General features: G+C 70.6%; 22 protein-coding genes. 5 read left to right on the forward strand and 17 right to left on the reverse strand.

Annotated features, from left to right (window positions below):
- Positions 1 to 5: 5 nt before the first annotated feature.
- The 3 genes from ACEYYH_RS06245 to ACEYYH_RS06255 all read left to right on the forward strand — a co-directional run bounded on the left by ACEYYH_RS06245 (position 6) and on the right by ACEYYH_RS06255 (position 2,902).
- The gene (locus tag ACEYYH_RS06245; protein WP_116194095.1) at positions 6 to 407 is read left to right on the forward strand and encodes a cytidine deaminase; all 402 of its coding nucleotides are present in this window, start codon (positions 6 to 8) and stop codon (positions 405 to 407) included.
- Complete coding sequence (locus ACEYYH_RS06250; RefSeq protein ID WP_374977384.1) at positions 404 to 1,693, forward strand: thymidine phosphorylase; 1,290 nt, start codon at positions 404 to 406, stop codon at positions 1,691 to 1,693. Before ACEYYH_RS06245 ends, ACEYYH_RS06250 begins: the two co-directional genes overlap by 4 nt.
- Before the next feature lie 93 nt (positions 1,694 to 1,786).
- Complete coding sequence (locus ACEYYH_RS06255) at positions 1,787 to 2,902, forward strand: adenosine deaminase (protein WP_374977385.1); 1,116 nt, start codon at positions 1,787 to 1,789, stop codon at positions 2,900 to 2,902.
- 121 nt (positions 2,903 to 3,023) lie between these two features.
- On the opposite strand, the gene ACEYYH_RS06260 is transcribed toward ACEYYH_RS06255, so the two are convergent.
- From ACEYYH_RS06260 to ACEYYH_RS06315, 12 genes are all read right to left on the reverse strand, one after another.
- Positions 3,024 to 3,737: an endonuclease domain-containing protein gene (locus ACEYYH_RS06260; protein ID WP_374977386.1), complete on the reverse strand. Its 714-nt coding sequence runs from the start codon at positions 3,735 to 3,737 to the stop codon at positions 3,024 to 3,026.
- Positions 3,738 to 4,280: 543 nt separating this feature from the next.
- On the reverse strand, positions 4,281 to 5,237 hold the full coding sequence (locus ACEYYH_RS06265; RefSeq protein ID WP_374977387.1) for an SDR family oxidoreductase: 957 nt from the start codon (positions 5,235 to 5,237) through the stop codon (positions 4,281 to 4,283).
- Positions 5,234 to 6,262 carry a bile acid:sodium symporter family protein gene (locus ACEYYH_RS06270; protein WP_374977388.1) on the reverse strand — a complete coding sequence of 343 codons (1,029 nt, stop codon included), beginning with the start codon at positions 6,260 to 6,262 and terminating at the stop codon, positions 5,234 to 5,236. The genes ACEYYH_RS06265 and ACEYYH_RS06270 overlap by 4 nt, the downstream gene beginning before the upstream one ends.
- Positions 6,259 to 7,650 carry a flavin-containing monooxygenase gene (locus tag ACEYYH_RS06275; RefSeq protein WP_374977389.1) on the reverse strand — a complete coding sequence of 464 codons (1,392 nt, stop codon included), beginning with the start codon at positions 7,648 to 7,650 and terminating at the stop codon, positions 6,259 to 6,261. Before ACEYYH_RS06275 ends, ACEYYH_RS06270 begins: the two co-directional genes overlap by 4 nt.
- 113 nt (positions 7,651 to 7,763) lie before the next feature.
- Complete coding sequence (locus ACEYYH_RS06280; RefSeq protein ID WP_374977390.1) at positions 7,764 to 8,492, reverse strand: TSUP family transporter; 729 nt, start codon at positions 8,490 to 8,492, stop codon at positions 7,764 to 7,766.
- 4 nt (positions 8,493 to 8,496) lie between these two features.
- Positions 8,497 to 9,306 carry an alpha/beta hydrolase gene (locus tag ACEYYH_RS06285; RefSeq protein WP_374977391.1) on the reverse strand — a complete coding sequence of 270 codons (810 nt, stop codon included), beginning with the start codon at positions 9,304 to 9,306 and terminating at the stop codon, positions 8,497 to 8,499.
- Between the two features lie 26 nt (positions 9,307 to 9,332).
- On the reverse strand, positions 9,333 to 10,520 hold the full coding sequence (locus ACEYYH_RS06290; RefSeq protein ID WP_374977392.1) for a mannitol-1-phosphate 5-dehydrogenase: 1,188 nt from the start codon (positions 10,518 to 10,520) through the stop codon (positions 9,333 to 9,335).
- A complete protein-coding gene (locus ACEYYH_RS06295) occupies positions 10,520 to 10,957 on the reverse strand; it encodes a PTS sugar transporter subunit IIA (RefSeq protein ID WP_374977393.1) in 438 nt (145 codons plus the stop codon). The genes ACEYYH_RS06290 and ACEYYH_RS06295 overlap by 1 nt, the downstream gene beginning before the upstream one ends.
- A gap of 164 nt (positions 10,958 to 11,121) precedes the next feature.
- Positions 11,122 to 12,714, reverse strand: coding sequence for a PTS mannitol transporter subunit IICB (locus ACEYYH_RS06300; protein WP_374977394.1), 1,593 nt, complete (start codon positions 12,712 to 12,714; stop codon positions 11,122 to 11,124).
- A gap of 44 nt (positions 12,715 to 12,758) precedes the next feature.
- Complete coding sequence (gene ptsP / locus ACEYYH_RS06305) at positions 12,759 to 14,414, reverse strand: phosphoenolpyruvate--protein phosphotransferase (protein ID WP_374977395.1); 1,656 nt, start codon at positions 14,412 to 14,414, stop codon at positions 12,759 to 12,761.
- A 3-nt stretch (positions 14,415 to 14,417) separates the two neighbouring features.
- Positions 14,418 to 14,696, reverse strand: coding sequence for an HPr family phosphocarrier protein (locus ACEYYH_RS06310; protein ID WP_045300983.1), 279 nt, complete (start codon positions 14,694 to 14,696; stop codon positions 14,418 to 14,420).
- 51 nt (positions 14,697 to 14,747) lie between these two features.
- Positions 14,748 to 15,149, reverse strand: a complete 402-nt coding sequence (locus ACEYYH_RS06315) for a PTS sugar transporter subunit IIB (RefSeq protein WP_374977396.1) — start codon at positions 15,147 to 15,149, stop codon at positions 14,748 to 14,750.
- A gap of 363 nt (positions 15,150 to 15,512) precedes the next feature.
- Here ACEYYH_RS06315 and ACEYYH_RS06320 point away from each other — a divergent pair, with 363 nt between their 5' ends.
- Positions 15,513 to 17,447, forward strand: a complete 1,935-nt coding sequence (locus tag ACEYYH_RS06320; protein WP_374977397.1) for a BglG family transcription antiterminator — start codon at positions 15,513 to 15,515, stop codon at positions 17,445 to 17,447.
- A 126-nt stretch (positions 17,448 to 17,573) separates the two neighbouring features.
- On the opposite strand, the gene ACEYYH_RS06325 is transcribed toward ACEYYH_RS06320, so the two are convergent.
- From ACEYYH_RS06325 to ACEYYH_RS06340, 4 genes are all read right to left on the reverse strand, one after another.
- Positions 17,574 to 18,710, reverse strand: a complete 1,137-nt coding sequence (locus tag ACEYYH_RS06325) for a hypothetical protein (RefSeq protein ID WP_374977398.1) — start codon at positions 18,708 to 18,710, stop codon at positions 17,574 to 17,576.
- A 129-nt stretch (positions 18,711 to 18,839) separates the two neighbouring features.
- A complete protein-coding gene (locus ACEYYH_RS06330; protein ID WP_374977399.1) occupies positions 18,840 to 19,424 on the reverse strand; it encodes a GNAT family N-acetyltransferase in 585 nt (194 codons plus the stop codon).
- 6 nt (positions 19,425 to 19,430) lie between these two features.
- On the reverse strand, positions 19,431 to 21,635 hold the full coding sequence (locus ACEYYH_RS06335; protein WP_374977400.1) for a phospho-sugar mutase: 2,205 nt from the start codon (positions 21,633 to 21,635) through the stop codon (positions 19,431 to 19,433).
- Positions 21,636 to 21,646: 11 nt separating this feature from the next.
- A complete protein-coding gene (locus ACEYYH_RS06340) occupies positions 21,647 to 22,480 on the reverse strand; it encodes a purine-nucleoside phosphorylase (protein WP_374977401.1) in 834 nt (277 codons plus the stop codon).
- Between the two features lie 102 nt (positions 22,481 to 22,582).
- Here ACEYYH_RS06340 and ACEYYH_RS06345 point away from each other — a divergent pair, with 102 nt between their 5' ends.
- The gene (locus ACEYYH_RS06345; RefSeq protein ID WP_374977402.1) at positions 22,583 to 24,040 is read left to right on the forward strand and encodes an NAD(P)H-quinone dehydrogenase; all 1,458 of its coding nucleotides are present in this window, start codon (positions 22,583 to 22,585) and stop codon (positions 24,038 to 24,040) included.
- A gap of 114 nt (positions 24,041 to 24,154) precedes the next feature.
- Here the strand turns inward: ACEYYH_RS06345 and ACEYYH_RS06350 are convergent, their stop codons facing one another.
- On the reverse strand, positions 24,155 to 24,454 hold the full coding sequence (locus ACEYYH_RS06350; protein ID WP_374977403.1) for a hypothetical protein: 300 nt from the start codon (positions 24,452 to 24,454) through the stop codon (positions 24,155 to 24,157).
- Positions 24,455 to 24,464: the final 10 nt, after the last annotated feature.

Raw genomic sequence — 24,464 nt, forward strand, 5'->3', positions numbered from 1 at the left:
CGCTCATGACCGATATCGACTGGGATGAGCTGCGCGCCGCGGCGACGGACGCGATGCAGCGCGCGTACGCCCCGTACTCGCGCTACAAGGTCGGCGCCGCCGCCCTCGTGACCGACGGGCGCATCGTCACCGGGTGCAACGTGGAGAACGCGTCGTACGGCATCAGCCTCTGCGCCGAGTGCGGGCTCGTGAGCGAACTCGCGAACTCAGGCGGCGGAAGCCTCGTGGCGTTCGTGTGCGTCAATGGCCACGGCGACACGATCATGCCGTGCGGCCGCTGCCGGCAGCTGCTGTACGAGTTCGCGATCCCGGGCATGCTGCTCGAGACGGTGTCGGGCATCCGCACCATGGACGAGGTGCTGCCCGACGCGTTCGGCCCGCGAGATCTCGAGGAGGCCGCACGATGACCGTCGAGGCCTTCGACGCGGTCGACGTCATCCGGACGAAGCGCGACGGCGGCGCGGTCGCCGAGCCGGCCCTGCGCTGGATGGTCGACGCGTACACGCGCGGGTATGTCGCCGACTCGCAGATGGCGGCCTTCGCGATGGCCGTGCTGCTGAACGGCATGACCCGCGACGAGATCCGTGTCATGACCGACGCGATGATCGCGTCGGGGGAGCGGATGAGCTTCTCGGGGCTCGGCAAGCCGACGGTCGACAAGCACTCGACCGGCGGCGTCGGCGACAAGATCACGCTTCCCCTCGCCCCGCTCGTGGCGAGCTTCGGTGTCGCGGTGCCGCAGCTGTCGGGCCGCGGACTCGGCCACACCGGCGGCACGCTCGACAAGCTCGAGTCGATCCCGGGCTGGCGCGCCGCACTGTCGAACGACGAGATGTTCGCGCAGCTGCGCGACGTGGGTGCGGTCATCTGCGCCGCGGGCTCCGGCCTCGCGCCGGCCGACAAGAAGCTCTACGCCTTGCGCGACGTCACCGGCACGGTCGAGGCGATCCCGCTCATCGCGTCGAGCATCATGTCCAAGAAGATCGCCGAGGGCACCGACGCGCTCGTGCTCGACGTGAAGTTCGGCTCCGGCGCCTTCATGCGCGACGTCGACCGTGCGCGCGAGCTCGCCCGCACGATGGTCGCGCTCGGCACCGACTCGGGCGTGAAGACGACGGCCCTGCTCACGGACATGAACACCCCGCTCGGCCTCGCCATCGGCAACGCCAACGAGGTGCGCGAGTCGGTCGAGGTGCTCGCCGGCGGCGGCCCCGCCGACGTGGTCGAACTGACGGTGGCGCTCGCGCGCGAGATGCTGGCGCTCGCCGGTCAGCCCGACGCCGACGCCGAGGCGGCACTGAAGGACGGCCGCGCGATGGACGCCTGGCGCGCGATGATCCTCGCACAGGACGGGGATCCGGATGCTGCGCTCCCGACCCCGAACGAGACCCACACGGTCACCGCGACCGAGGGCGGCTTCGTCACCGGCATCGAAGCCCTCCCGTTCGGCATCGCCGCCTGGCGCCTGGGCGCCGGACGCGCGCGGGCGCAAGACCCGGTGCTGCACGCCGCGGGCATCGACCTTCACGTGAAGCCCGGCGATCAGGTCGCCGCCGGTCAGCCCCTGTTCACCTTGCTCGGCGAGGATGCCTCCCGGTTCGACCGCGCTCTCGAAGCCCTCGACGGCGCGTGGGAGATCGGACCGGACGCACCGGAGCGCACTCCTCTCGTCCTGGAACGCATCACGGCCTAGGCTGGGGCAGTCCCGCGCCGGACCCCGACGTGGCGCCCGGGCCGCAGCATCCGTCCACACCCCCACCTTGCGATCGCAACCGAGGAGAACCCCATGCCCATCGATCAGCACGGCGACGCCATCCTCGACGGAGTCTCGCTGCGGAGCCTGCCCAAGGTCTCTCTGCACGATCACCTCGACGGCGGCGTGCGTCCCGCGACGATCATCGAGCTGGCCGACGCGATCGGGCTCGAGGTTCCCGAGTCCGACCCGGACGACCTCGCCGACTGGTTCGCCGAGAAGAGCGACTCGGGCTCGCTCGTCGAGTACCTGAAGACGTTCGACCTCACCACCGCGGTCATGCAGACCCGCGAGGGGCTGACGCGCGTCGCGCGAGAGTTCGTCGAGGACCTCGCGGCCGACGGCGTGATCTACGGCGAGGTGCGCTGGGCGCCCGAGCAGCACCTCGGGCGCGGGCTGTCGCTCGACGAGGTCGTCGCCGCAGTGCAGGAGGGCATCGAGGAGGGCGAGGACGCGGCGGAGAGCCGGGGACACGACATCCGCGTCGGTCAGCTCATCACGGCCATGCGCCACGCCGATCGCTCGCTCGAGATCGCACGGCTCGCGGTGCAGTGGCGCAATCGCGGCGCTGTGGGCTTCGACATCGCGGGCGCCGAGGACGGCTTCCCGGCCTCGAACCACCGCGACGCGTTCGATTACCTCGCCTCGGAGTTCTTCCCGGTCACCGTGCATGCGGGCGAGGCGGCGGGGCTGGACTCGATCCGCTCGGCCCTCATCGACGGCCGTGCCCTGCGCCTCGGCCACGGCGTGCGCCTCGCCGAGGACCTCGAGGTCGTCTCGCGGGCCGGCGAAGAGGTGCTCGTGCAGTTCGGCGACCTGGCGCGCTGGGTGCGCGACCGCGAGATCCCGCTCGAGCTGTCGCCGTCGTCGAACCTGCAGACCGGCGCCATCGAGCGCTGGGGCACGACCCTCGAGGACCACCCCTTCGACCTGCTCTACCAGCTCGGCTTCGCGGTGACCGTGAACGTCGACAATCGCACGATGAGCCGCACGTCGCTCACGCGCGAGCTGGCCCTCCTCGCCGAGACCTTCGAGTACGGCCTCGACGACCTCGAGGCCTTCCAGCTCAACGCCGCCGCCGGCGCCTTCCTCCCGGTGGAGGAGCGCGAGGAGCTCATCGACCTCATCGCCGACGGCTTCGACGCGTAGCCGACACTCCCCCGGAGAAGGGATGCCGCGTCTCGGGGCGTCCATTCTCCAAGTCCGCGGCCGCGTGGTCGCGTCATAACTCCTCAGTTTCCTGGGTTCTGCGCCGATGTCGCGGGCACATTCAGCGCCGGGTTGCGGAAACTGAGGAGTTGGAGCTCCGTGCTCGCCGGCGCGGCCCGTGTCCGAGCACCTCAGCCAGCGCTTCGCGGACCTCGTCACGGTGGTGGAAGACGTCCTCAGCGATCACACGCACGGTGGAGTAACCCAGCCGGGCGGCAGCAAGATCCCTCCGCCGGTCGCGCTTCTGCGCCGCCCACCCGGAGTGATGCTCCTCGCTGTCGCACTCGATGATGAGCCAGCCGTCGACGACGAAGTCCACGCGTCCGACGCCTCGGATCGTGACCTGAAGCTGCACGTCGCAATCGAGTGTGCGCAGGATGAGGCGCATCAGGGTTTCGGAGCCCGACTCGCTGCGCGCGTCGATCAGACGTCGCAGCGCCTGGAATCGCTTCGGCAGTCGAGAGAAGACGCTGTCCAGTGCGTCCTCGTCGATCATTCCCGCGTGCAGGGCACTGTCGAGTGTCGCGACGGCCTCACGCGGCCCCTGACATCGCACGGCCTGGGCCAGTGCCTCCGCCAGATCCGCCGTCAATGCGGCGGCCGGAGACTGCGAGCTCCGCCAGTGGCAGACCGCTCCGGCCAGGCGAGGGGGCAGTCTGCTGGCCCCGACATCCACCTGAAAGTGCAGGGGAGACGGGCTGAGGACGAACACCCCGAGGTGGCGCAGGAGCGAGACGCAATCGAGGCGGCCACCCATCCTCGCGACGGCGATCACGTCGGGATGCAGCTCGCTCTGGACATACCGCCCTCTGCGTACCCGGATGATCCGCTTGTCGCGCAGAGCGCGAGAGAGGTGGCGGCGGGTGATGCCATGACGGGCGAGCTCGTGGCGGCTGAGGAATGTGGCGGACATCAGCTGTGCGGGCGTGCGATCGACTGCGGTGAGCATGCGTGCCAGCGTGCCTGCCGACCGGCGGCGACAGTTCGACCCCCGGGTCGCTCGGTGGACAGGTGGCGCGGACACCTGCCTGGGGAGGAGCCGCAACTCCTCAACTCAGAGCGATCTCGGAGTGCCCCCGAGATGCCGACCGCCGAGGCTCGACGAATCTGAGGAGTTGGCGTCACCCGGCAACGCCTGTCGGCGGCGACGCCCGATATCCCCGGTTCACCCGGTGACCGACCGAGTCCCCCGGGGCGTGGGCGGCAACTCCTCCGATCGCGCCCGTCCCGGGCGGCCGGGCGCGTGTGGCGGGGGCAGGCGCCAGGAGTTTGAGGAGTTGCTGCTGATGGATGCCGTTGCCCGGGGCACGGCGGCCGATCAGCGGCGGGCCACGCCGGGGTGCGACTCGAGGTACGCCTCGAAGGCCTCGGACGACGTCTTCGACGGGGTGAAGCCGAACTCGTCCTTCAAGCGCGCGTTCGCGAGCACCGGGCGATAGCGGAGGAAGCCGACCTGTTCGGGTCCGTGGACGGTGAGGCGCAGCATCCGTCCCATCCGCAGGCCGAAGCCCAGCAACCCGGCCGGCACGGTCACGACCGGCTTGCCGAGGCGCCGGGCGATCTCGGGCACGGTCACCCGGCCGTCGCCGGCGACGTTGTAGACCCCGGCCGGGCCGTCGGTGGCGGCGCGCGCCATCGCGGCCGCGACGTCGTCGACCCAGACGAAGACGAAGGGCGACTCCGAGCCGCGCACCTTGAGAAGGGCGGGGCCGTCCCAGAGGGCCGTGATCTGGTTCTGCACGGTCGGCCCGAGGATCGTGCCGATGCGGAACACCACCTGCTCGAGCTCGGGGTGCGCGGCGCGGTAGCTCCCGAGCAGCTGCTCGACGAGTCGCTTGTGCTTCGAGTACGGGAACTCGTCGTTGCCGCGCACGGGGTCGCTCTCGCTCAGCCATTCGGGGTTGTCGGCGTGGTACCCGTAGGCGGCGCCCGATGACGACACGACGATCCGCTTCACGCCGGCCTCGACGCACGCCTCGAGCACGTGACGCGAGCCGTCGACGTCGACCCGGTACTCGAGACCGTGGTCGCGTCCGGGGTTGACGATGGCGGCGAGATGCACGACCACGTCGATCCGGTGGCGGCGCAGGAGCGCCACGAGGCCTGCCGGCTGGGTCACGTCGCAGTCGTCATAGACGATTCCATCGACAGGATGCTGCGGCCGCCGCACGTCGCCGGCCACGACCAGTTCGACCTCGGGGCGGGCAGCGAGCGCCGCCGCGACGTGGGATCCGAGGAAGCCGGAGCCGCCGGTGACCAGGATGCGCCGGCTCATGCGACCGGCTCCGTGGGACCCGCCGGGTCGGTCGCGGGACCCGCCGGATCGGTCGCCGGGCCCGCCGTGCCATCCGCCGGGGCGCCGCGGCGCGCATGGCGTGACGCGTCGCCCTGGGCCGAGCCCGTGCGATTCTTCGTGTGCCGCGCCCAGAGAGCGGCGACGATGAGTCCGGCGATGATGTCCCAGATGCCCCACCAGCCGGCGACGATCGCCATGCCGCCGAGGCCGCCGAAGAACGCGAACACCAGCCCGAGACCGAGGCCGGCGTTGCGGATGCCGACCTCGAAGGTAATCGCCTTGCGCTCGCGGGTGCCGAGGCCGCCCACGACGGCCGTGCTGTAGCCGATCGCCAGGGCGACGGCGTCGTGGATCGTGACGACGAGCACGATGACGCCGAGGAACGCGACGAAGTACGCCCAGTTGCCCGCGAGGGCGGCGACGATGAACCCGACGAGCGCGAGCAGCGAGAACCACTTCACGAACGGCTGCACCCGCTTGGCGAGCGCGGGGAAGCGGTGGCGGATGAACAGGCCCAGGGCGAACGGCACCCCGATGATGAGCAGGATGTCGGCGAACATCGTCCACGGGTTGAGCTCGACGGCGACCAGCAGCTCGCGCGCGGTCGGGTGCAGCGATCCCCAGAACGCGACGGAGAGCGGGAGCACGAAGATGTAGATGAGGTTCGACACCGCCGTCATCGACACCGACAGAGCGACGTTGCCGCCCGAGCGATGCGTGAGCACCTGCGAGATGTTGCCCGGTGGGCAGCAGGCGACGAGGATCATGCCGAGCGCCATCGACGGCGTCACCGGCAGGATGAGCGTCAGCGCGAACGTGACGGCGGGCAGCACGATGAGCTGCGCGAGGATCGCGATCGCGAACGGCTTGGGCTTGCGCGCGACGACCTTGAAATCCTCGAGGGTGGTGTCCAGCGCGATGCCGAACATGATGAGCCCGAGCACGACGTTGAGGATCACGAGCGTGCCCGGATTGAAGTTGAGCAGCACGTCGTCGGGGTTCATGCCGTCACCTTCTTGCGCGCGGCGCGGCGTCCGCGTCGCGGACCACGGGGCGCAGCATCCGTCTTCAGCGCCCGCGTGGCGGTGCGCACCGCGCCGCGGTACGCGTCCTTGTTGACGTAGTACGACATACGCTCGAGTCCGAGGTAGTTGTACCCGCCGGTGAGGTCGGGCCACGGCTCGCCGGTCACCCGTGCGCGGAAGGCCGCGGCACGGTCGGGGTGCCGTTCGAGCGCTGCGAGGTAGGCGGCGATGAGCTCGGCCTGCTCGTAGCGGCCCTGCCAGCCGATTCCGGATGCCTCGATCATGCCCATCACGTAGAGGCCGTTGAACGTCGGGGTGAACGTGTTGAGGAACAGGCGCGGGGCCATGCCCGACCACTCGAGCGCGGCGCGGTCGACGAACGGATAGTCGAGTCTGTAGCCCGTCGCGAGGAGGACGGTGTCGTACTCGCCCGACGACCCGTCGCGGAAGTGCACGGTGCGGCCGTCGAAGCGGTCGATGTCGGGGACGATCCGGAGGTCGCCCTGGCCGAGGTGGTGGAGGATGAGCGTGTTGACGATGGGGTGGGACTCGTAGATCTTGTAGTCGGGCTTCGGGAACCCGAACCGCACCGGGTCGCCGGTGAAGGCGCGCAGCACGCGCGTGTCGACGAACTGCTTGAACCGAGCAGGCAAGGGCCTGCCTTGGTTGAGGGTGTCGGAGGGCTTGCCGAACAGATACCGCGGCACGAAGTAGTAGCCGCGGCGCACGCTCATGTCGACGGAGGCCGCGTGGTGCACCGCGTCGACGGCGATGTCGCAGCCGGAGTTGCCGGCGCCGATGATGAGCACGCGCTTGCCGGTGAGCTGGGTCGCGGACTTGTAGGCGCTGGTGTGGAGGAGCTCACCCGTGAACTCGCCGCGGAACGCCGGGACGTTCGGCTCGGCGAGGGTGCCGTTCGCGAGGATCACCCCGTCGTAGCGCTGCTCGACCGCGGCCCCGTCGTCTGAGGCGGGGCCGGTCCCTGAGCCTGCCGAAGGGCCTTCGGCGCGCAGCATCCACCCGCCGTCGTCTGTGGGGATGAGCGAAGTGACCTTCGTGTCGAACCGGAAGCGCTCGGTCAGCCCGAAGTGGTCGGCGAACTCACGGAAGTACGTGATGAGCTCGCGGTGGCTCGGGTAGTCGGCCTTCGTGCGCATCGGGAACTCGGCGAACTCGGTGGTCGTGCGCGATGAGATGAGGTGCGCCGACTCGTACATGGTGGAGCGCGGGTTCTCGATGTCCCAGAGCCCGCCGACGCCGCGCGAGGCCTCGAAGCCGTCGAACTCGATCCCGGCCCTCTGCAGCGCCCGAGCGGCGGAGAGCCCTGACGGGCCGGCGCCGATGATGGCATAGCGGCGCGCGCTCATGCGTTCTTCATTCCTTCTCCACACGTCGTCGTGTCGTCGGCGCGACGGTGCCGACCCCAGGTTCGAAGCAACCCTAAGCGTGAGTCGGGATTAACTGAAATCCGGCATCACGCTCAGACGAAGACTGCCAGGAGGCCCCTCACCAGCACCACCGTCGCACCGGCCCACGCGATGGCGAGCATGGCCGCGCGGGCGATCCGCGGAGAGACGTTGCGCGACAGGATCGTGCCGATCGCGATGCCGGCGACGGTGGCGACCACCAGGGTGCCCACGTCTTCGATCGGCGAGACCGGCAGCCCGCGCAGGACGACGGAAGCGACGCCGAACGCGAGGAAGATGACCTGCACGCTGGCCGCGAAACGGCGCTGCGGCCACTTGTCGCCCACGGCGTAGGCGGCCAGAGCGGGACCGGACAGCCCGCTCGCCGCGTTCATGAACCCGGCGGCCGATCCGGCGACGATGGCGCCGGCGCGACCCGAAAGGGATGCGGAGAGCGCGGGGATGTGGCTCGCGACGAGCGCGAAGTACGCCATCGCGGCGATGAGGAGGAGCAGCGCCGCCTCAGGGAGCAGGTGCACCAGCAGGACGCCGAACGGCGACGCGAGCAGGCCCGGCCAGATCAGCCGCCACGTGCGCCGCCACTCGACCTGTGTGAACACGAACGGGACCGCGGTGCACGCGGCCACGAGCGCGAGCAGCACGGCGATCGTGACCCCTTCGACGGGGCCGTAGAGCACGACGATCGGCCCCACGAGCACCAGAACGAACCCGAGCCCGGTGATGCGCTGGATCACGGCCGCGACGAACGTCGCGATCGCCGCGAGGACGAGGGTGAGGGCCACGCGCTCAGCCCTGCGCGAGGGCGAACGTGCCGACGAGCTCGGTGAGGTGGTCCCGCATGTCCTGGTCGGAGATCGTCGGGGTGTTGTCGCCCGCCTGCAGGCCATAGTCGCCGAACGAGGAGTGGCTGGCGCCCTCGATCTCGTGCATCTCGGCGTCCTCGGGGAGGAGGTGCCGCGCGTCGGCGATCTTCTGCGGTGTCGAGAGCCCGTCCTCGCTGCCCGAGACGCTGATCACCGGCAGGCCGGACTCCGACAGGTCGTTGGAGCAGTACGAGCCGAATAGAGCGAGGCCGTCGGCATCCGTCGCGAGCTGGCAGGCCCGCACGCCGCCCAGCGAGTGGCCGCCGACCAGCCACGTGTCGACGTCGGGAGCGAGGCCGGTGAAGGTCGACAGCGGCCTGACGTCGAAGAACGCGAGGTTGAGCCACGGCTTGGTGATGACGACCGTGACCCCGTCCTCGACGAGGCCCGACACCTTGTACGCGTAGGCCCACGGGTCGACCTTGGCGCCCGGGATGTAGACCAGGCCCACGTCGGCGGACTCGCCGGCGGGGGAGAGCACGATGCCCGCGTCGGTGTCGGTGATCTCGATCGCGGGGTTCGCCGTCACCTCGGCGAGCGGCTCGGGTTCGGCGGCCATCACGCCGACCTGGCTCCAGATCACGATGCCGACGACGGCGAGCACGATGAGCGCCCCGAGTGAGCCCAGGATCCACCACAGCACCCGCAGCCCACGCCGCCGGGGCTTCGCCGCCGGCTCGGACCGGGTGTCCGTCGAGGTATCGGGCTCGGGTTCGGCGTCGCGTGCGGTCACCCCACGAGCGTAGCCCGGCCGGGAATCTACCCTTTCTCGCCTCCGAGTTCCGCCTGCCGGGCCGCGACGACGGCCTCCACCTTCGGGAAGAGCGGATGCTGCGGCTCGAGGCCCGTGACCGACCCGGTGAAGGACGCGGCATCCTGTTCCCGCAGCATCCGCTGCAGGTCCACGGACTGGGCGTCCTCGGTGTCGTCGAACGCGAGCGCCGCGCCCATCGCGGCGACCAGGGCGTCGACGCCGAGCCCGCGCTCGGCGGCCTCGGCCGCGGGGCCGACGAACCGTTCGTGGCGCGAGAGCTTGCGCAGCGGCTGCCGGCCGACGCGCCACACCGTGTCGGGCAGGGCCCTGTTGCGGAACCGCCCGAGGATCGTCGCGCGGTAGTCCGCCAGCGACGCGGCGTCGAGCCCGTGCTTGGCCTCCAGCAGCGCCGAGGTCTCCTCGAGGGCTGCCTCCACGCGCGACGCGATGTCGGGATCGGCCAGCGCCTCGGCGATCCCCTCGACGCCGGCCTGCGCGCCGAAGTACGCGGTCGCGGCGTGCCCGGTGTTGACGGTGAAGAGCTTCCGCTCGATGTAGGGCGCGAGGTCGTCGACGAAGTGCGCGCCGGGGATGTTCGGCGGGTCGTCGCCGAATGGCGGCCGCTCGATCGCCCATTCGAAGAACGGCTCGACGGTGACGTCCACACCGGCGCCCTCCGGCTGCGCCGGCACGATCCGGTCGACGGCGGTGTTGGCGAACACCGCGCGCGCCGCGAGTGCGTCCCACGCGTCGCCGGCGAGCGCCTTGATCTCGTCGCGGAGCAGGTCGGTGGCGTTGATCGCGTTCTCGCACGCCATGATCTGCAGCGGCGGGCTCGACGGGTCTCGGAGCGCCAGGCCCGCGACGATGTGCGGTGCGACGAACTTCAGGATCGTCGGCCCGACGGCGGTCGTGACGACGTTGGCGCCGGCGATCTCATCGATCACCCTGTCGGGATGCTCGGCGCTGTTGATGGCCGTGAAGCCCGTCACCACAGCGCTGCGGCCCTCCGTAACAGCACCGTCGCGACCGCCCTCGCCCACCTCGTGCACCGTGTAGCGGGACACGTGGTTGATCGCGTCGACGAGCGGTGCGGCGACGTCCGAGAAGACGAGTTCGTACCCGCCTTCGTGCAGGAGCAGCCCGACGAACCCTCGCCCGATGTTGCCGGCCCCGAAGTGGACGGCCTTCATCACACGCCCGCCGCCGACACCAGGCCGAACAGCTCCTCCGGCGTCTGCGCGGTCTTGAGCCGTTCGACCTCGTCCTCGTCCGAGAACAGGATCGCGATCTGCGACAGGATCTCGAGGTGCTCGTCGCCCTTGCCGGCGATGCCGATCACGAAGGTCACGGGGTTGCCGTCCCAGTCCACACCGCCGTCGTAGCGCACCACCGATAGTGCCGAGTCGAGGATCTCGCCCTTGGTCTCGTTGGTGCCGTGGGGGATCGCGAGCTCGTTGCCCATGTACGTCGACACCGTCTGCTCGCGCTGGAGCATCGCGTCGTAGTAGGCACCGGTGACGGCGCCGGCGGACTGCAGGATGTCGGCCGCCTCCCGCATCGCCTCGTCGCGCGACGCGCTCCCGGAGTGGATGCGCACCTGGCCGATGCTCAGAACCTCGCGTGCCATGTTCTCGCCTTTCTCGTCTTTCGTATCCGTTGTCGTCTGTGCTGTCGTCGGAGGAGATACGGATGCCGCGTCCCGCCGCCCGTTCCGAGCAGCGGGGCGCGGCCGTGCCGAGAGCGGTGGGACCGGGGGCAATGAGCGCCCGCCCGGCCCCACCGCGGTCTCAGCTACGCAGTCCCATCCTCGTGCTGGGCGCGGACGAGGTCCACGACCTCGTCGTAGCGGGGCGAGTTCATGAAGTTGTCGACCGACACGTGGACCGCGTTCGGCGTCTTCTGCCGCGCGCGATCCGTGAGCTGGTTCTGCGTGATGACCAGATCGGCCGACGCGTCCAGGGCAGCGATCGCCTTGTTGGTGACCGTGACGTCCTCGACGCCCGCCTTCTTGATCTTGTTGCGAAGGACGCTCGCGCCCATGGCCGACGAGCCCATGCCCGCGTCGCACGCGAACACGATGTTGTGGATCTCGCGCTCGGTCATCGTGGCCGGCTCGATGCCGCCGTCTGCGCTCGTGGCGGCGCCGCTGCGCAGGCCGTCCAGTGCCGCCGAGGACTTGCCCTTGGCGGCCGCAGTCTGCGTGATCGCCGCGCCGAAGGCGTCGTCGGTCGCCGCCATCGCCTCGAGGTCGCGCTTGCGCGACGCCCGCAGGATGACCCACGAGATGAGGAACGTCACCGTCGCCGCCAGCACCACCGAGAGCAGGACGGCGAAGTACGCGTTGTTCGCGACTTGGGCGATCACCGCGAAGATGCTGCCTGGTGCGGCCGGGGCTCGCAGCGCTCCGCCCAGGAGCATGTTCGTCGTGACACCGGTCATGCCGCCCGCGATCAGGGCGAGGATCAGCATCGGCTTCATCAGCGCGTACGGGAAGTACACCTCGTGGATGCCGCCGAAGAACTGGATCACCGCGGCGCCCGGGGCTGAGGCGCGCGCGGCGCCGATGCCGAAGAACGTGAAGGCGAGCAGCAGGCCCACGCCGGGACCGGGGTTGGCCTCGAGGAGGAACAGGATCGACGAACCCGTCTCGGCGGACTGCTGGATGCCGAGCGGCGTGAGCACGCCGTGGTTGATGGCGTTGTTCAGGAAGAACACCTTGGCCGGCTCGATGATGATGCTCGTGAGCGGCAGCAGGTTCATCTGAACCAGCCAATCGACCGCGTTGCTCAAGACCTGCATGATGCCGTTGACGAGCCACGCGATCGGGTAGAAGCCGATGATCGCGAGGACGAAGCCCCAGATGCCCGCCGAGAACATGTTCACGAGCATTTCGAAGCCCGCCCGGATTTTGCCCTCCCACAGGTTGTCGAGCCACCGCATGCTGTAGGCGCAGATCGGCGCCATGATCATCGCGCCGATGAACATGTGCACCTGGCCGAGAGCTTGGAACTTGTCGGCTTCGTTTCCGGCCGCCAGCCACGCTTCGAGAGCACTGGCGTTGGTCTGAGCGATCAGGTAGTCCGACCCGGCGATGGCGCCGAACGTGCCGATCGAGGCGACCACGCCGCCGCGCACGCCGTAGATGATGTTGCCGCCCGTGTACGCGATCAGGATCGGCAGGAGGTAGTGGATGAAGGGCCCCACCAGCGTCGCGAGCGCCGGGACAGGGGTCCAGCCGACCGAGATGAAGAACGCGGTGAAGATGCCCCACGCGATGAGCGCGGGGATGTTCGGCATGATCATGCCGGACAGGAACGTGCCGAAGCGCTGGACTCCGACCCGCGCCCTGCTTGTGCCCGAGGCGGGCACTGACGCCGTTGTCATTTTGCTGTCTCCCTTGTGTGTGGGTTCCAGGCCGCCGGGGCGACCTATCGGGTGGCCGCCTGCTGGGCTGCGGACCGGGCGGATGCCGCGTCGTTCGCGGCGAGTGCTGCCTGGGCGATGTCGCGTGCCTGGGCGATGGTGTGCTGGAGAAGGGTGGCGCGCACGTCGGCGAGGGCCGTGGGTGCCATGGACAGGCTCGTGGCGCCCAGGCCGACGAGCACGACGGCGAGCAGGGGATCTGCCGCCGCCTCACCGCAGATGCCGACCGGCTTGCCGTTCGCGGCGCCGGCGTCGCCGACCTCGCGGATCAGGCGCAGCACGGCAGGGTGCCACGGGTCCTGGAACGACGCGACCGACCCGAGGAGGCGGTCGGCGGCGAGCGTGTACTGCGTGAGGTCGTTGGTGCCGATGGAGGCGAAGTCCGCGTCCACCAGGATGCGATCGGCGAGCAGCGCCGAGGACGGCACCTCCACCATGACGCCGGCGGTCTTGATGCCGTAGTCGCGCGCGAGGTCTGTGAAGTAGTTCGTCTCCTCGACGGTGGCGATCATCGGCGCCATGACCCAGAGGTCCGCGTCGGTGGCGGCATCCGCTTCGGCGAGAGCCGTGAGCTGTTCGCGCAGGATGTCTTCGCTGGCGCGCAGGGCACGGATGCCGCGCAGCCCGAGTGCGGGGTTCTCCTCGTGTGCGTCGTTCAGGAACGCGAGCGGCTTGTCGGCCCCGGCGTCCAGTACGCGCACGACGACCTTCTTGCCGGGGAACGCGGCGAGCAGCTTCGTGTACGCCTCGCGCTGCTGCTCGACCGTGGGCGCCTGGTTGGAACTCAGGAAGAGGAACTCCGTACGGAACAGGCCCACGCCCTCGGCGCCCAGCGCGACCGCGTCGGTGGCGCCCTCCGGGTTGCCGAGGTTCGCCAGCAGCGGGATGGCGGTGCCGTCCGCGAGTGCTCCGTCGGTGATCGGTGCGGACGCGCGCGCGGCCCGGGCATCGGCGCGGTTCTGCGCCCGCTCGAGCTCGGCCATGGTCGGCTCGGTCGTCACGACGCCGGCGGCGGCATCCACGATCACCGTCTCGCCGTCGCGCAGCCCCGTCGCCGAGGTCGCACCCACGATCGCGACGATCGACTTCTCGCGCGCGAGGATCGCGGTGTGCGAGGTCGGTCCGCCCTCGGTGGTCACGAGGGCAAGCACCTTGTCGAGGTCGAGGAGCGCCGTGTCGGCCGGCGCGAGATCCTTCGCGACGAGGACGAACGGATGCCCCGGATCAGGAACACCCGGAGCAGGCACGCCGCGCAGCCGGGCGATCACCCGCTGTGCGACGTCGTCGAGGTCCGCCGCGCGCTCGCCGAGGTAGCCGCCCATCGCCGTGAGCTGGTCGCGGAAGGACGCGAACGCGTCGAACACCGCGAACTCGCCGGTCTTGCCCTGGGCGAGCCGCGTGCCGATCTCGTCGGCGAGCGTCGGGTCCTCGGCCATCATGGCCTGCGCCTCGAGCACCTCCTGCGCCGCTCCGCCCGCCTGCGCGCCACGAGCCTCGAGCTCACGCGCGACGGCGGCGACGGCATCCGTCACCCGCGCCTGCTCCTCGTCCGCGCTGATCGTGCTCGGCGCGTCCGAAGGTGCCGGGGCAGGCTCGGCCATGCGCGCGACGGGTCCCTTGGCGACGCCCAGCCCGATTCCCACACCCCGCAGTTCGGCCATGGCTCAGGCCTCCGCGTCGTGGTCGGTGGTCAGGAGTTCCGCGAGCGTGTCGAGCGTCGACTCCGCGCCGTCGCCGTCCGCTGTGAGGGTCACGTAGTCGCCCTGCTCGATGCCGAGTGCGATCACGCCGAGGATGCTCGCCGCGTTGACGGGGCTCCCGGCGTCCTTCGCGATGGTGATCGGGATGCCGGCATCCTTCGCCGCCTGCGCGAACAGCTTCGCCGGACGCGCGTGCAGACCGTGCGCCGATCCGATCCGGACGGTGCGGGAGATGGGTGGCATGTCGTGACCTCTCTGTCTGGTCTTGGTTGGTGTCTCAGAACCGCTCGCCTGTCACGAGTCGCCGCATTCGGAGGCAGGTCGTGACAGGGGAGCGGAAATCGAGGGGGGGTTCTGCGGCGCCGCGTCCGCGGCCGGGAGCGGCCCCCCGGGGCTCCCGATCGCGGCGCGGACCAGCGCGAGTGTCCGCGTGCCGTCCCGGTCTCCGAAGATGTCGGGCGGCAGCAGCACCACCGTCGTGCCCCGCGCGGCAGCATCCCGTTCTATGCGCTCGAGCGCATGGAGCAGGTGCGGACCCACGAGGACGACGTCGGCGGCATCGAGATCGATCGGAAGCGACTGCTCGGTGCCGGCGAAGGCGGAATAGTCGAGTCCCTCTGCGTGGGCCGCGTGACGCACACGCTGAGCGACGAAGGTGCTCGAGGCACCCGCTCCGCAGACCACCAGGATCCTCATCGATCCGCCTCCTCTTGGCCATTCTTGTGAGAACGCTGGGAAGGGACAACCACTCCTTCTTCCGCAGGGGCGGAAACGACAGGCGTCGGCGGCCGCAGACCCGGGCGCGTCCTCCCGGTCGTTGAGCGAGCGAGGAACGAGCGAGTCGAAACGCGCTGGGTATCGGGCGGCCTCGGGCACCGTGCGTCTTCCCCCGGTCGTTGAGCGAGCGAGGAACGAGCGAGTCGAAACGCGCTGGGTATCCGGGCGGCCTCGGGCACCGTGCGTCTTCCCCCGGTCGTTGAGCGAGCGAGGAACGAGCGAGTCGAAACGCGCTGGGTATCGGGCGGCCTCGGGCACCGGCGCGCGTGGTTGACTGGGCGTGTGACCCGAGCCCGGCAAGATCGTGTGCTCGGACTGCTCCTGCGCGACGGCGACTGGGTCACAGCATCCGCGCTCGCCGATGCGCTGGGAGTGACTCCGCGCAGCATCCGCTCCTACGTCACCGGCGCGAACGCGCGGGTGGCGCCGGGCGTCGCGGTCGAGTCCGGGCCGCAGGGTTACCGCGCCGGATCAGACGCCGCGGCGGCGCTGCGTGCGGGCGGCGACACGGGCACGCCGCGCGACCGGCTGCACACGCTGGTGCGGGCGCTGCTCGACGCCCCCGACGGCATCGACGTGTTCGAGACCGCCGACGCGCTGCACGTCTCTCCCGCGACCCTCGACGCCGACCTCGCCCGCGTCCGCGGCCTGCTGGGCGGCACCGAACTGACCCTGGAGCGCTCCGCATCGCGTGCGCGGCTGCGCGGAACCGAAGGTGCGCAGCGGCGACTCCTCAGCAAACTTGCGCACGACGAGATGGACGCCGGATCCTTCGACCTCGCCGCCCTTCGCCGCACGCTCGGCGAGGGGTCGGTCGGCGCCCAGGCGTTCGGTCCGTTCAAGACGGAGCTCGTCGCTCGCCTCGGCGAGCTCGGCTGGTTCGTGAACGAGTTCGGCATCGCCGACGTCGTGATGCACATCGCGATCGCGGCCGACCGCACCTCGCGTGACCGCCCGCTCGACGCCGTCGGGGGTGTGGTCCGGGAGCGACCGACCCAGAGCCAGGTCGCCGAGATCATCGCGGAGCTCTCCGAACGACACCTCGGCGTGCGGCTCGGCAGCGCCGATCTGCAGCACCTCGCGACGCTGGTGCTGACGCGCGTCGTGGCTCCCGACGGGCATGAGGACGCAGCATCCGGGACCGCCCCTTCGTCCCTCGATCCCGAGGTCGAGATCGTCGTGCGCGAGGTCGTGACGGCGGCCGCCGATGAGTTCCTCGTCGACATCGCGCACGACGACTTCGTCGCGCGGCTCGCGCTGCACGTGCAGAACCTGCTGCACCGTGCCCGCGAGCAGGCGTGGTCGCGCAACCCGCTGACGCGGTCGCTGAAGTCGACGTACCCGATGATCTTCGAGGTCGCGGTGTTCATCGCGAGCCGGCTGCAGCAGCGGCTGGGCATTCCCTTGCCTGACGACGAGATCGCGTACATCGCGATGCACGTCGGCGGAAGGCTCGAGCGCAGCCGCCGCGCCGACCAGCTGCTCACCGCGACCATCGTGTGCCCCGGCTACTACGACCTTCACGAGCTGCTGCGTTCGAGCGTCGACCGCTCCCTCGGGCAGGCGATCGAGGTCGTCGGCGTCGAGACGCGTGTCGATCCCGACTGGGCATCGATCGACACCGATCTCGTCCTGACCACGATCGACCCGCCGACGACGACGGACCGGATCGTGCGCATCCAGCCGTTCCTCACCGACGCCGACGTCGAGCGCGTGCAGTCGGCGGCGGGCCGTATCCGGCGCTCGCGCCGGCTCGCCCGGCTGCGCGCCGAGCTTGAGCGCTACTTCGAACCGTCGGCGTTCCTGCGCGGCCTCGATGAAGCTGCGGGGGAGGAGGGGGTGATCCGCGGGCTCGGCGCCCTGCTGCAGGCCCGCGGCGTCATCGACGCCGAGTACGTCGAGCGCACCATCGAGCGCGAGCGCCTGTCGTCGACCGCGTTCACCGACGCGTTGGCGGTGCCGCACGCACTCGAGATGACGGCATCCCGCACCGCCATCGCCATCGGCATCGCCGACCCGTCGATCCCGTGGGGCGACGGCCGCGTGCAGGTCGTGGCGCTGGTGGCGTTCTCCGAGAGCGACCGCGAGGCCTTCCAGACCGTGTTCGAGCAGTTCGTCGAGGTGTTCAGCGAGCGCGACAGCGTGCAGCGCATCGTGCGCCGCGGCACCGATTTCAACGCCTTCCTCGACGAGCTCGTCGCGGTGATCGACGGCTGAGCCGCGGCATCCGTCGTCGCGTTGCCCGCGTCTCTGAAGGCTCTGGGTGCACCCGCTCGGAGTTGCCGACGGGTTTGGGGTGCAGATTCTCCCTTGGGGCGTAGATTCTGCGCCCCAAGGGAGAATTCACGCCCCAAACCGAGCGTGCGAAGTGTCGAAGGGCCGGATGCCGAACGCGTCGAGACGCGCGCCGAGTTCGGACGCCGTCACCAGGTGCGGCCAGCCCCATCGCGCGTACCGACGTTGAGTCGTGCCCCGGATCCAATCCTCGCGCTGCTTCTCTTCGTCGAGTGCTTGGGAGGAGGTCCGGCCGTCGAGAAGCCTCCCGTCGATGTACTTGATCGCCCCGTCGAACTCGCCGAAGGCCGCGACGTCCTCGAGGCCGACATCCACGTAGTAGCGCTTCCCGCGCGGCCCAGGAACCATCACCTGCAGCTCGAGGATGCGGAACCCGAGCTGTCGCAGCCGGATCCGGCTGATGCTCTCACCAGGAGACTGGGCGCGGCCGTCGGCGAAGTCCAGAGCTCGTCGGGCTCGCGTCTGGCCGTGCGCAGATCGTCTGACGATCTCGGTGACTCCTTCGCGAAATGCTTCGGCGCCATCCAGGTCGTACTCGCCGGGTCCGATCGCGAACTGTGTGCGCAGTGCCGCATCAGCGATCGTGACCGCCTGCTCGAACGTCGCGGTGCGCGCGACATCCGCGACCGTGCGCGCGAGCGACGTGACTCGCAGGCCGTCGATCTCGACCACGTCGTCGTCGGACAGCTCACCGCGATGGCGGACGACGCCGAAGGCAGCGCCGGGGCGATCCGCCGTCGCGATGGTGTGGACACGCTCTCGATCGGGGCGATAGAGGGGCAGTTCGTGCGCAGCCGCCGCTGTTTCGTGCAAAAAGATGGGCGGGATCACTGACACCGCGGCCAAAGCATGGGCGCGGGCGACCACGCGCGCTTCGGGTTTCGCGGCCCTCCACGCGTCGCCACGAACGAACACGCCGGGTCGAATCCTCACGAGCTTGCCGGCCTGCAGTGCCTGAGCGAGACGCCGCGGGCTCAGCCCGCGCAGGAGCAGGTCGTCATTCCGGAGCAGGCTCAAGGCAGTCACTGTCGAGTATTCGCAACGACCACACTCTCGGTGGGCGCAGGTGGCCTGGCGGTGGACAACGCCGCGGGGCGGCGGGGTGCGGCCGTCTGGGGAGGAACCCGCACCGACCCGCGCGGCTTCGTTGGCGGGGGATCGCGCGGGCTGCGTGGTTTGGGGCACAGATTCTCCGTTGGGGCGGAGAAACTGCGCCCCAACGGAGAAAACGCGCCCCAAACCCGGGAGTGGGTCGGAGGCAGCAAGGTCGGGTCGGCACACACCCAGAAGAGGGACGGATGCTGCGCCCCCGGTTCAGCCGCGGGCGAGGCGCTCGGTGAGGTCGAGGCGCACCGCGGGCCACTCGGTCGGGAGGATCGAGAAGACCACGGTGTCGCGGAGCGTGCCGTCGGGGCCGAGGCGGTGGTTGCGGAGCACGCCGTCCTGCTTGGCGCCCAGACGCGCGATCGCGGCACGGGACTGGCGGTTGTGCCAGTGCGTGCGGAACTCGACCGCGATCGCGTCGCACGGCTCGAACGCGTGGGCGAGCAGCAGCAGCTTCGACGCCGTGTTCACGAAGGTGCGCTGCGCCTCGAGCGCGATCCACGTGTGCCCGATCTCGACATGCCGGTTGGCCTGGTCGATGTTGCAGAACGTCGTCTCGCCGACGACCCGGCCGGTGTCGAGCCGGCGCACCGCCCACGGGTTCATGTGCCCCTCGTCGCGCCATGCCACCCGCTGGGCGATGTCGGCCGCGATGCCCTCCGGGCGCGGCACCGACGTGTACCAGGTGTGCTCCAGGCCGGCCGCCGCGGCGGCCAGGTCGGCCTCATGCTCGGGTGACAGCGGCTCGAGGCGGACGTGCGCGTTCTCGAGCGTGACGGGCGAGGTGAGGAGCACGTCCGGTCAGCCGCCGTACTCGGCGAGCAGCGCGCGGGCGCCGTCGGCGAGGGCGGCGATGCGTGCGGCGGCGGCTTCGCGGGACTCGCCGCGCACGTCGAGGTAGAGCTTGAGCTTCGGCTCGGTGCCGCTCGGGCGCACGATGACCCGCGAGCCGTCGGCCAGCCACAGCCGCAGCACGTCGCCGGGCGGCAGGTCGTCGACGCCGTCGAGCAGATCGTCGATGCGCTCGACCGAGACGTCGCCGACGGACGAGGGATGCCGCTCGCGCAGCGCCGCCATGATCCGGGCGATCTGCGACACGTCCTCGACGCGGATCGAGACCTGGTCGCTCGCGAACGCGCCGAACTGCTCGTCGAACTCGGTCAGCAGGTCGGCGAGGCTCGCGCCCCGGCCGCGTGCCTCGGTCACCAGGCCCAGCATCGCGACGGCGGCCGAGATGCCGTCCTTGTCGCGCACCGTGCCGGGGTTCACGAGGTAGCCGAGGGCCTCTTCGAAGCCGAACACGATCCCCGGTGCGCGGGAGATCCACTTGAAGCCCGTGAGCGTCGCGTGGAAGTCGAGGCCGTAGTGCTCGGCGACGACCGCGAGACCGGGCGACGACACCAGCGAGCACGCGAGCGAGGATCCCTCGACAAGGCCGTCGGCGGTCGCGAGCCGCCCGGCGCGCCAGCCGAGCAGCAGGCCGATCTCGTTGCCCGTGAGGCGGCGCCAGCCGCCCTCGGCGGACTCGTCCGGCAGGGCGACGGCGAGCCGGTCGGCGTCGGGGTCGTTCGCGATGACCAGCTCGGCTCCCGCCTCGCGCGCGGCTTCGAAGGCGAGGTCCATCGCTCCCGGCTCCTCCGGGTTGGGGAACGCCACAGTCGGGAAGGAGCCGTCAGGCTCGAGTTGTGCCGAGACCGGCACCGGCGCGGGGTAGCCCGCGGTCTCGAGGATGCGCGAGAACGTCTCCCAGCCGACCCCGTGCATCGCCGTGTACACCCAGGTGAGACCCTCGGCTCCGGCGGGGGCGGGGGCGACCGCCGCGGTCGCTGCGACGTACTCGTCGACGACGCTCTCGGTCGCGAGCTCGAAGCCGAGCGAGCGCGGGACCGTGCTGATGTCGCCGGCCTCGGCCACGCGCTCGATGTGCGCGGCGATCTCGGCATCGGCGGGCGACACGATCTGCGAGCCGTCGTCGGCACCGCCGAGGTAGACCTTGTAGCCGTTGTCGTCGGGCGGGTTGTGGCTCGCCGTGACCATGACCCCGGCGGCGGCGCCGAAGTGCCGCACCGCGAACGCGAGCACAGGCGTCGGGAGCAGTCGCGGCATCAGGATCGCGCGGAGCCCCGCGCCCGCGAAGATCTCGGCCGAGTCGCGCGCGAACACATCGGAGTTGCGGCGACCGTCGTACCCGATCACCACGATCGGCGCGTCGTCGAGGATGCCGGGGACCCCCGGCCCCTCGGCCTCGAGCGCGTCGGCCGACGGCGTCTCGGTGAGCTCGGGCGCCGACGGCTCGGCGAGCTTTTCGGGAACGGATGCTGCGCCCTCGTCGTCCTGCGCGGCTTCCGCGTCGGTGTCGGTGTCGGTGGCGTCGTCGCTCGGCTGGTCTTCGCGTTCTGCGGCGACGTCAGCGGGACCGTCCGCCGGCGCCGGCGAAGCCGCGTCCTCGGACTCCGCGGGCGTCGAATCCGTCGGCCCGCCGCCCGCCTCCTCGGTCGCCGCTTGGTCCGCAGGCTCAGCGTCCGACTCCGCAGGTGCGACCACGACCCCGTCATCCCGCGTGCCGTCATGGGTGGCGGGAGCAGCTCCCGTGTCGTCGGAGGCGGAGGCGGAGGCGGAGGCGGAGGCGGAGGCGGAGGCGGAGGCGGAGGCGGAGGCGGAGGCTGACGCGGCGTCGACGCCGACCGGCGGGAGTCCCGCCTGCTCGCGGACGAAGGCGGCCAGTCCCGCGGCGGCCTGCGCGACGAGTACGCGGTTCATGCGGTTGCTGCCGGCCCCGAGGGCGCCGCGCAGTCCGGCCGTTCCGAAGGCGAGGCGTCGGGAGAAGCGATCCTCGAGATCTTCGACCGCGGCGGGGTTGCCCGATTCCGCGGCCTCGATCAGCGCACGAAGCTCGGCGCGGGTCTCGCCATCCGGGTCCTGTGCGAGCCACGCATGTGCGCGCGCGAGGACGTCGGCGGCAGCATCCGTTCCCGTCGAAACCTCCTCGCGAGCGGGCTCCTGCACCTCCCCGCCGTTCACAGCGCCCCGATCACGCGGGCCAGCAGCGACGAGATGACCGGCTCGGCCTCGCGGCCGGCGTCGAGCACCTCCTGGTGGCTGAGAGGGGTCTTCTGGATGCCCGCGGCCATGTTGGTGATGAGCGAGAAGCCGAGGATCTCCATGCCTGCCTGGCGCGCGGCGATCGCCTCGAGCGCGGTCGACATGCCGACGATGTGCCCGCCGAACGACTTGACCATCTGCACCTCGGCCGGGGTCTCGTACTGCGGTCCGCGGAACTGCGTGTACACGCCCTCGTCGAGGGTCGGGTCGATCGAGCGGGCGAGATCGCGCAGCCGCAGCGAGTAGAGGTCGGTGAGGTCGATGAACGTCGCGCCCTCGAGCGGCGTGTCGCCGGTCATGTTGATGTGGTCGCTGATCAGCACCGGGCGACCGGGCGTCCAGGTGTGCTTGATGCCGCCGGCGCCGTTCGTCAGCACCATCGTGCGTACGCCTGCGGCGGCGGCGGTGCGCACGCTGTGGACCACGCGGCGCACGCCGTAGCCCTCGTAGTAGTGGGTGCGGGCGCCGATCACCAGCACGCGGCGACCCTTCGGCGTGACGATGCTGCGCAGGGTCCCGACGTGGCCGGTCAGAGCCGGGGCGCTGAAGCCGGTCACCTGCGTGGCGGGGAAGGTCGACGTGGTCTCGCCGAGGAGTTCCGCGGCCTTGCCCCAGCCGCTGCCGAGCGTGAGCGCGATGTCGTGACGCTCGACGCCGGTGATGCGGGCGATGTCCTCGGCGGCGGCGGCGGCGACCGCGAACGGGTCGGCCGTGGGGTCGTCGAGAGGATTGCCGGTGGTGTCTGACATGGGACCACTTTAGGAACGGACGGCGACGAGGGCCAGCGAAGCCGCCTCAGCGCGCTCCCGGGAGTGTCGCCGTGTCGTGCCCAGGGTGCTCGGCAGGGGAGAATGGAATCCATGTCGATCAGCTTCGAGACCACCCAGAGCGTCGCCATCCTCGGCGGCGGACCCGGAGGCTACGAAGCGGCGCTGGCCGCCGCCCAGCTCGGAGCCGAGGTGACGGTGGTCGAGCGCGCCGGCATCGGCGGCTCGGCCGTCATCACCGACGTCGTCCCGTCGAAGTCGCTCATCGCGACCGCCGACGCGGCCGTCGCGATCGCGGGCGCCGGTGACCTCGGCGTGCAGCTGTTCGCGAAGAGCAAGGACGGCAAGCCCCTCAAGCCCGAGATCGCCATCAACCTCACCGCGGTGAACAAGCGCCTCCTGACGCTGGCCCGCCAGCAGTCCGACGACATGCGCGCCTCGCTCGCCGAGGCGGGCGTGCGCATCATCTCGGGCCACGGCCGCCTCGAGGGCGACAACGCCGTCGTCGTGTCGACCGGCCCCGGCGGCACCGACTTCGACCGCATCGAGGCCGACACGCTCGTCGTCTCGGTCGGCGCGTCGCCCCGCGAGCTCGCCAGCGCGAAGCCGGACGGCGTGCGGATCCTCACGTGGACCCAGCTGTACAACATGACGGCGCTGCCCGAGCATCTCATCGTCGTCGGCTCGGGCGTCACCGGCGCCGAGTTCGCCGGCGCGTACATGAACCTCGGCGCGAAGGTCACCCTGGTCTCGAGCCGCGATCAGGTGCTTCCCGGTGAGGACAAGGACGCCGCGGCCGTGCTCGAGCGCGTCTTCAAGCGCGGCGGCATGAAGCTGCTCTCGAAGTCACGGGCCGACAAGGTCGAGAACACCGGTGACGGCGTCGTCGTGACCCTGTCGGACGGCCGCACGGTCGAGGGCAGCCACTGCCTGATGGCGGTCGGCTCGATCCCGAACACGAAGGGCATCGGCCTCGAAGGCGCGGGCGTCCAGATGACCGAGTCCGGCCACATCCAGGTCAACCGCGTCGCGCGCACCTCGGTGCCGAACATCTACGCCGCCGGCGACTGCACCACGTTCGTGCCGCTGGCCTCGGTCGCCTCGATGCAGGGCCGCACCGCCGTCTTCCACGCGCTCGGCGACGTCGTCATCCCGCTGGAGCGTCGCCGCATCACGTCGAACATCTTCACCGCCCCCGAGATCGCGACCGTCGGCTGGCAGGAGAACGACATCGAGGACGGCCACATCAACGGCGTCGTGCACAAGCTGCCCCTCGCGGCCAACCCGCGCGCCAAGATGATGGGGATCAAGGACGGCTTCGTCAAGATCATCGCCCGCGAGGGCAGCGGCACCGTCATCGGCGGCGTCATCGTCGGCCCCCGCGCCTCCGAGCTCATCTACCCGATCGCGATCGCCGTCGAGCGCCGCCTCACGGTCGACCAGGTCTCCCGCGTCTTCGCGGTCTACCCGTCGCTGTCGGGCAGCATCACGGACGCCGCGCGCGCGATGCACGTCGTCGACCACAACGTCTACGGCGGCTGACGCCCCGCGTTCAGATCGTGTGCTCTCACGTTGTTCGCATACACGACGTGTGCGTTCGGCGAGGTCACGTGATGTGAACGGATGCCGCGGCCCGCAGCATCCGTGATCACGAACTCAGCTGAGGCCGGTGTTGCCGCGCCAGAGTTCGGCGGCGCGGTTCGCGGCCGCGTCCACCAGAGCGCGCAGCTCGGGACGGTCGGGCATCGCGAACGACACGTATGCGCCGCGGCCGCCGGCCGTCGGGCGGCCGTACGCCTTGACCGCTACGGAGTGATCGGGCAGCAGCCGCACCGTGAGCGACTGCAGTTCGAACTCCTCACCGCGGCGCACGTCCGTCCAGCGCAGCTCCGGCGGGATCACGACGTTGATCGCGAGCGCCGACACCTCGGGCGAACCGGCGGAGGAGGCATCCATCCGCTCATCC

Origin of the sequence: Microbacterium trichothecenolyticum (assembly GCF_041938625.1) — a bacterium.
Taxonomy (GTDB): Bacteria; Actinomycetota; Actinomycetes; order Actinomycetales; family Microbacteriaceae; genus Microbacterium; species Microbacterium trichothecenolyticum_D.

Bases quoted from the DNA above. Each gene is read 5' to 3' on its own strand.
- ACEYYH_RS06255 (WP_374977385.1), top strand. From the start codon at position 1,787: ATGCCCATCGATCAGCACGGCGACGCCATCCTCGACGGAGTCTCGCTG.
- ACEYYH_RS06250 (WP_374977384.1), top strand. From the start codon at position 404: ATGACCGTCGAGGCCTTCGACGCGGTCGACGTCATCCGGACGAAGCGC.
- ACEYYH_RS06345 (WP_374977402.1), top strand. From the start codon at position 22,583: ATGGAATCCATGTCGATCAGCTTCGAGACCACCCAGAGCGTCGCCATC.
- ACEYYH_RS06310 (WP_045300983.1), bottom strand. From the start codon at position 14,696: ATGCCACCCATCTCCCGCACCGTCCGGATCGGATCGGCGCACGGTCTG.
- ACEYYH_RS06275 (WP_374977389.1), bottom strand. From the start codon at position 7,650: ATGAGCGCGCGCCGCTATGCCATCATCGGCGCCGGCCCGTCAGGGCTC.
- ACEYYH_RS06270 (WP_374977388.1), bottom strand. From the start codon at position 6,262: ATGAACCCCGACGACGTGCTGCTCAACTTCAATCCGGGCACGCTCGTG.
- ACEYYH_RS06315 (WP_374977396.1), bottom strand. From the start codon at position 15,149: ATGAGGATCCTGGTGGTCTGCGGAGCGGGTGCCTCGAGCACCTTCGTC.
- ACEYYH_RS06245 (WP_116194095.1), top strand. From the start codon at position 6: ATGACCGATATCGACTGGGATGAGCTGCGCGCCGCGGCGACGGACGCG.
- ptsP (WP_374977395.1), bottom strand. From the start codon at position 14,414: ATGGCCGAACTGCGGGGTGTGGGAATCGGGCTGGGCGTCGCCAAGGGA.
- ACEYYH_RS06265 (WP_374977387.1), bottom strand. From the start codon at position 5,237: ATGAGCCGGCGCATCCTGGTCACCGGCGGCTCCGGCTTCCTCGGATCC.
- ACEYYH_RS06340 (WP_374977401.1), bottom strand. From the start codon at position 22,480: ATGTCAGACACCACCGGCAATCCTCTCGACGACCCCACGGCCGACCCG.
- ACEYYH_RS06300 (WP_374977394.1), bottom strand. From the start codon at position 12,714: ATGACAACGGCGTCAGTGCCCGCCTCGGGCACAAGCAGGGCGCGGGTC.
- ACEYYH_RS06295 (WP_374977393.1), bottom strand. From the start codon at position 10,957: ATGGCACGCGAGGTTCTGAGCATCGGCCAGGTGCGCATCCACTCCGGG.
- ACEYYH_RS06350 (WP_374977403.1), bottom strand. From the start codon at position 24,454: ATGGATGCCTCCTCCGCCGGTTCGCCCGAGGTGTCGGCGCTCGCGATC.
- ACEYYH_RS06290 (WP_374977392.1), bottom strand. From the start codon at position 10,520: ATGAAGGCCGTCCACTTCGGGGCCGGCAACATCGGGCGAGGGTTCGTC.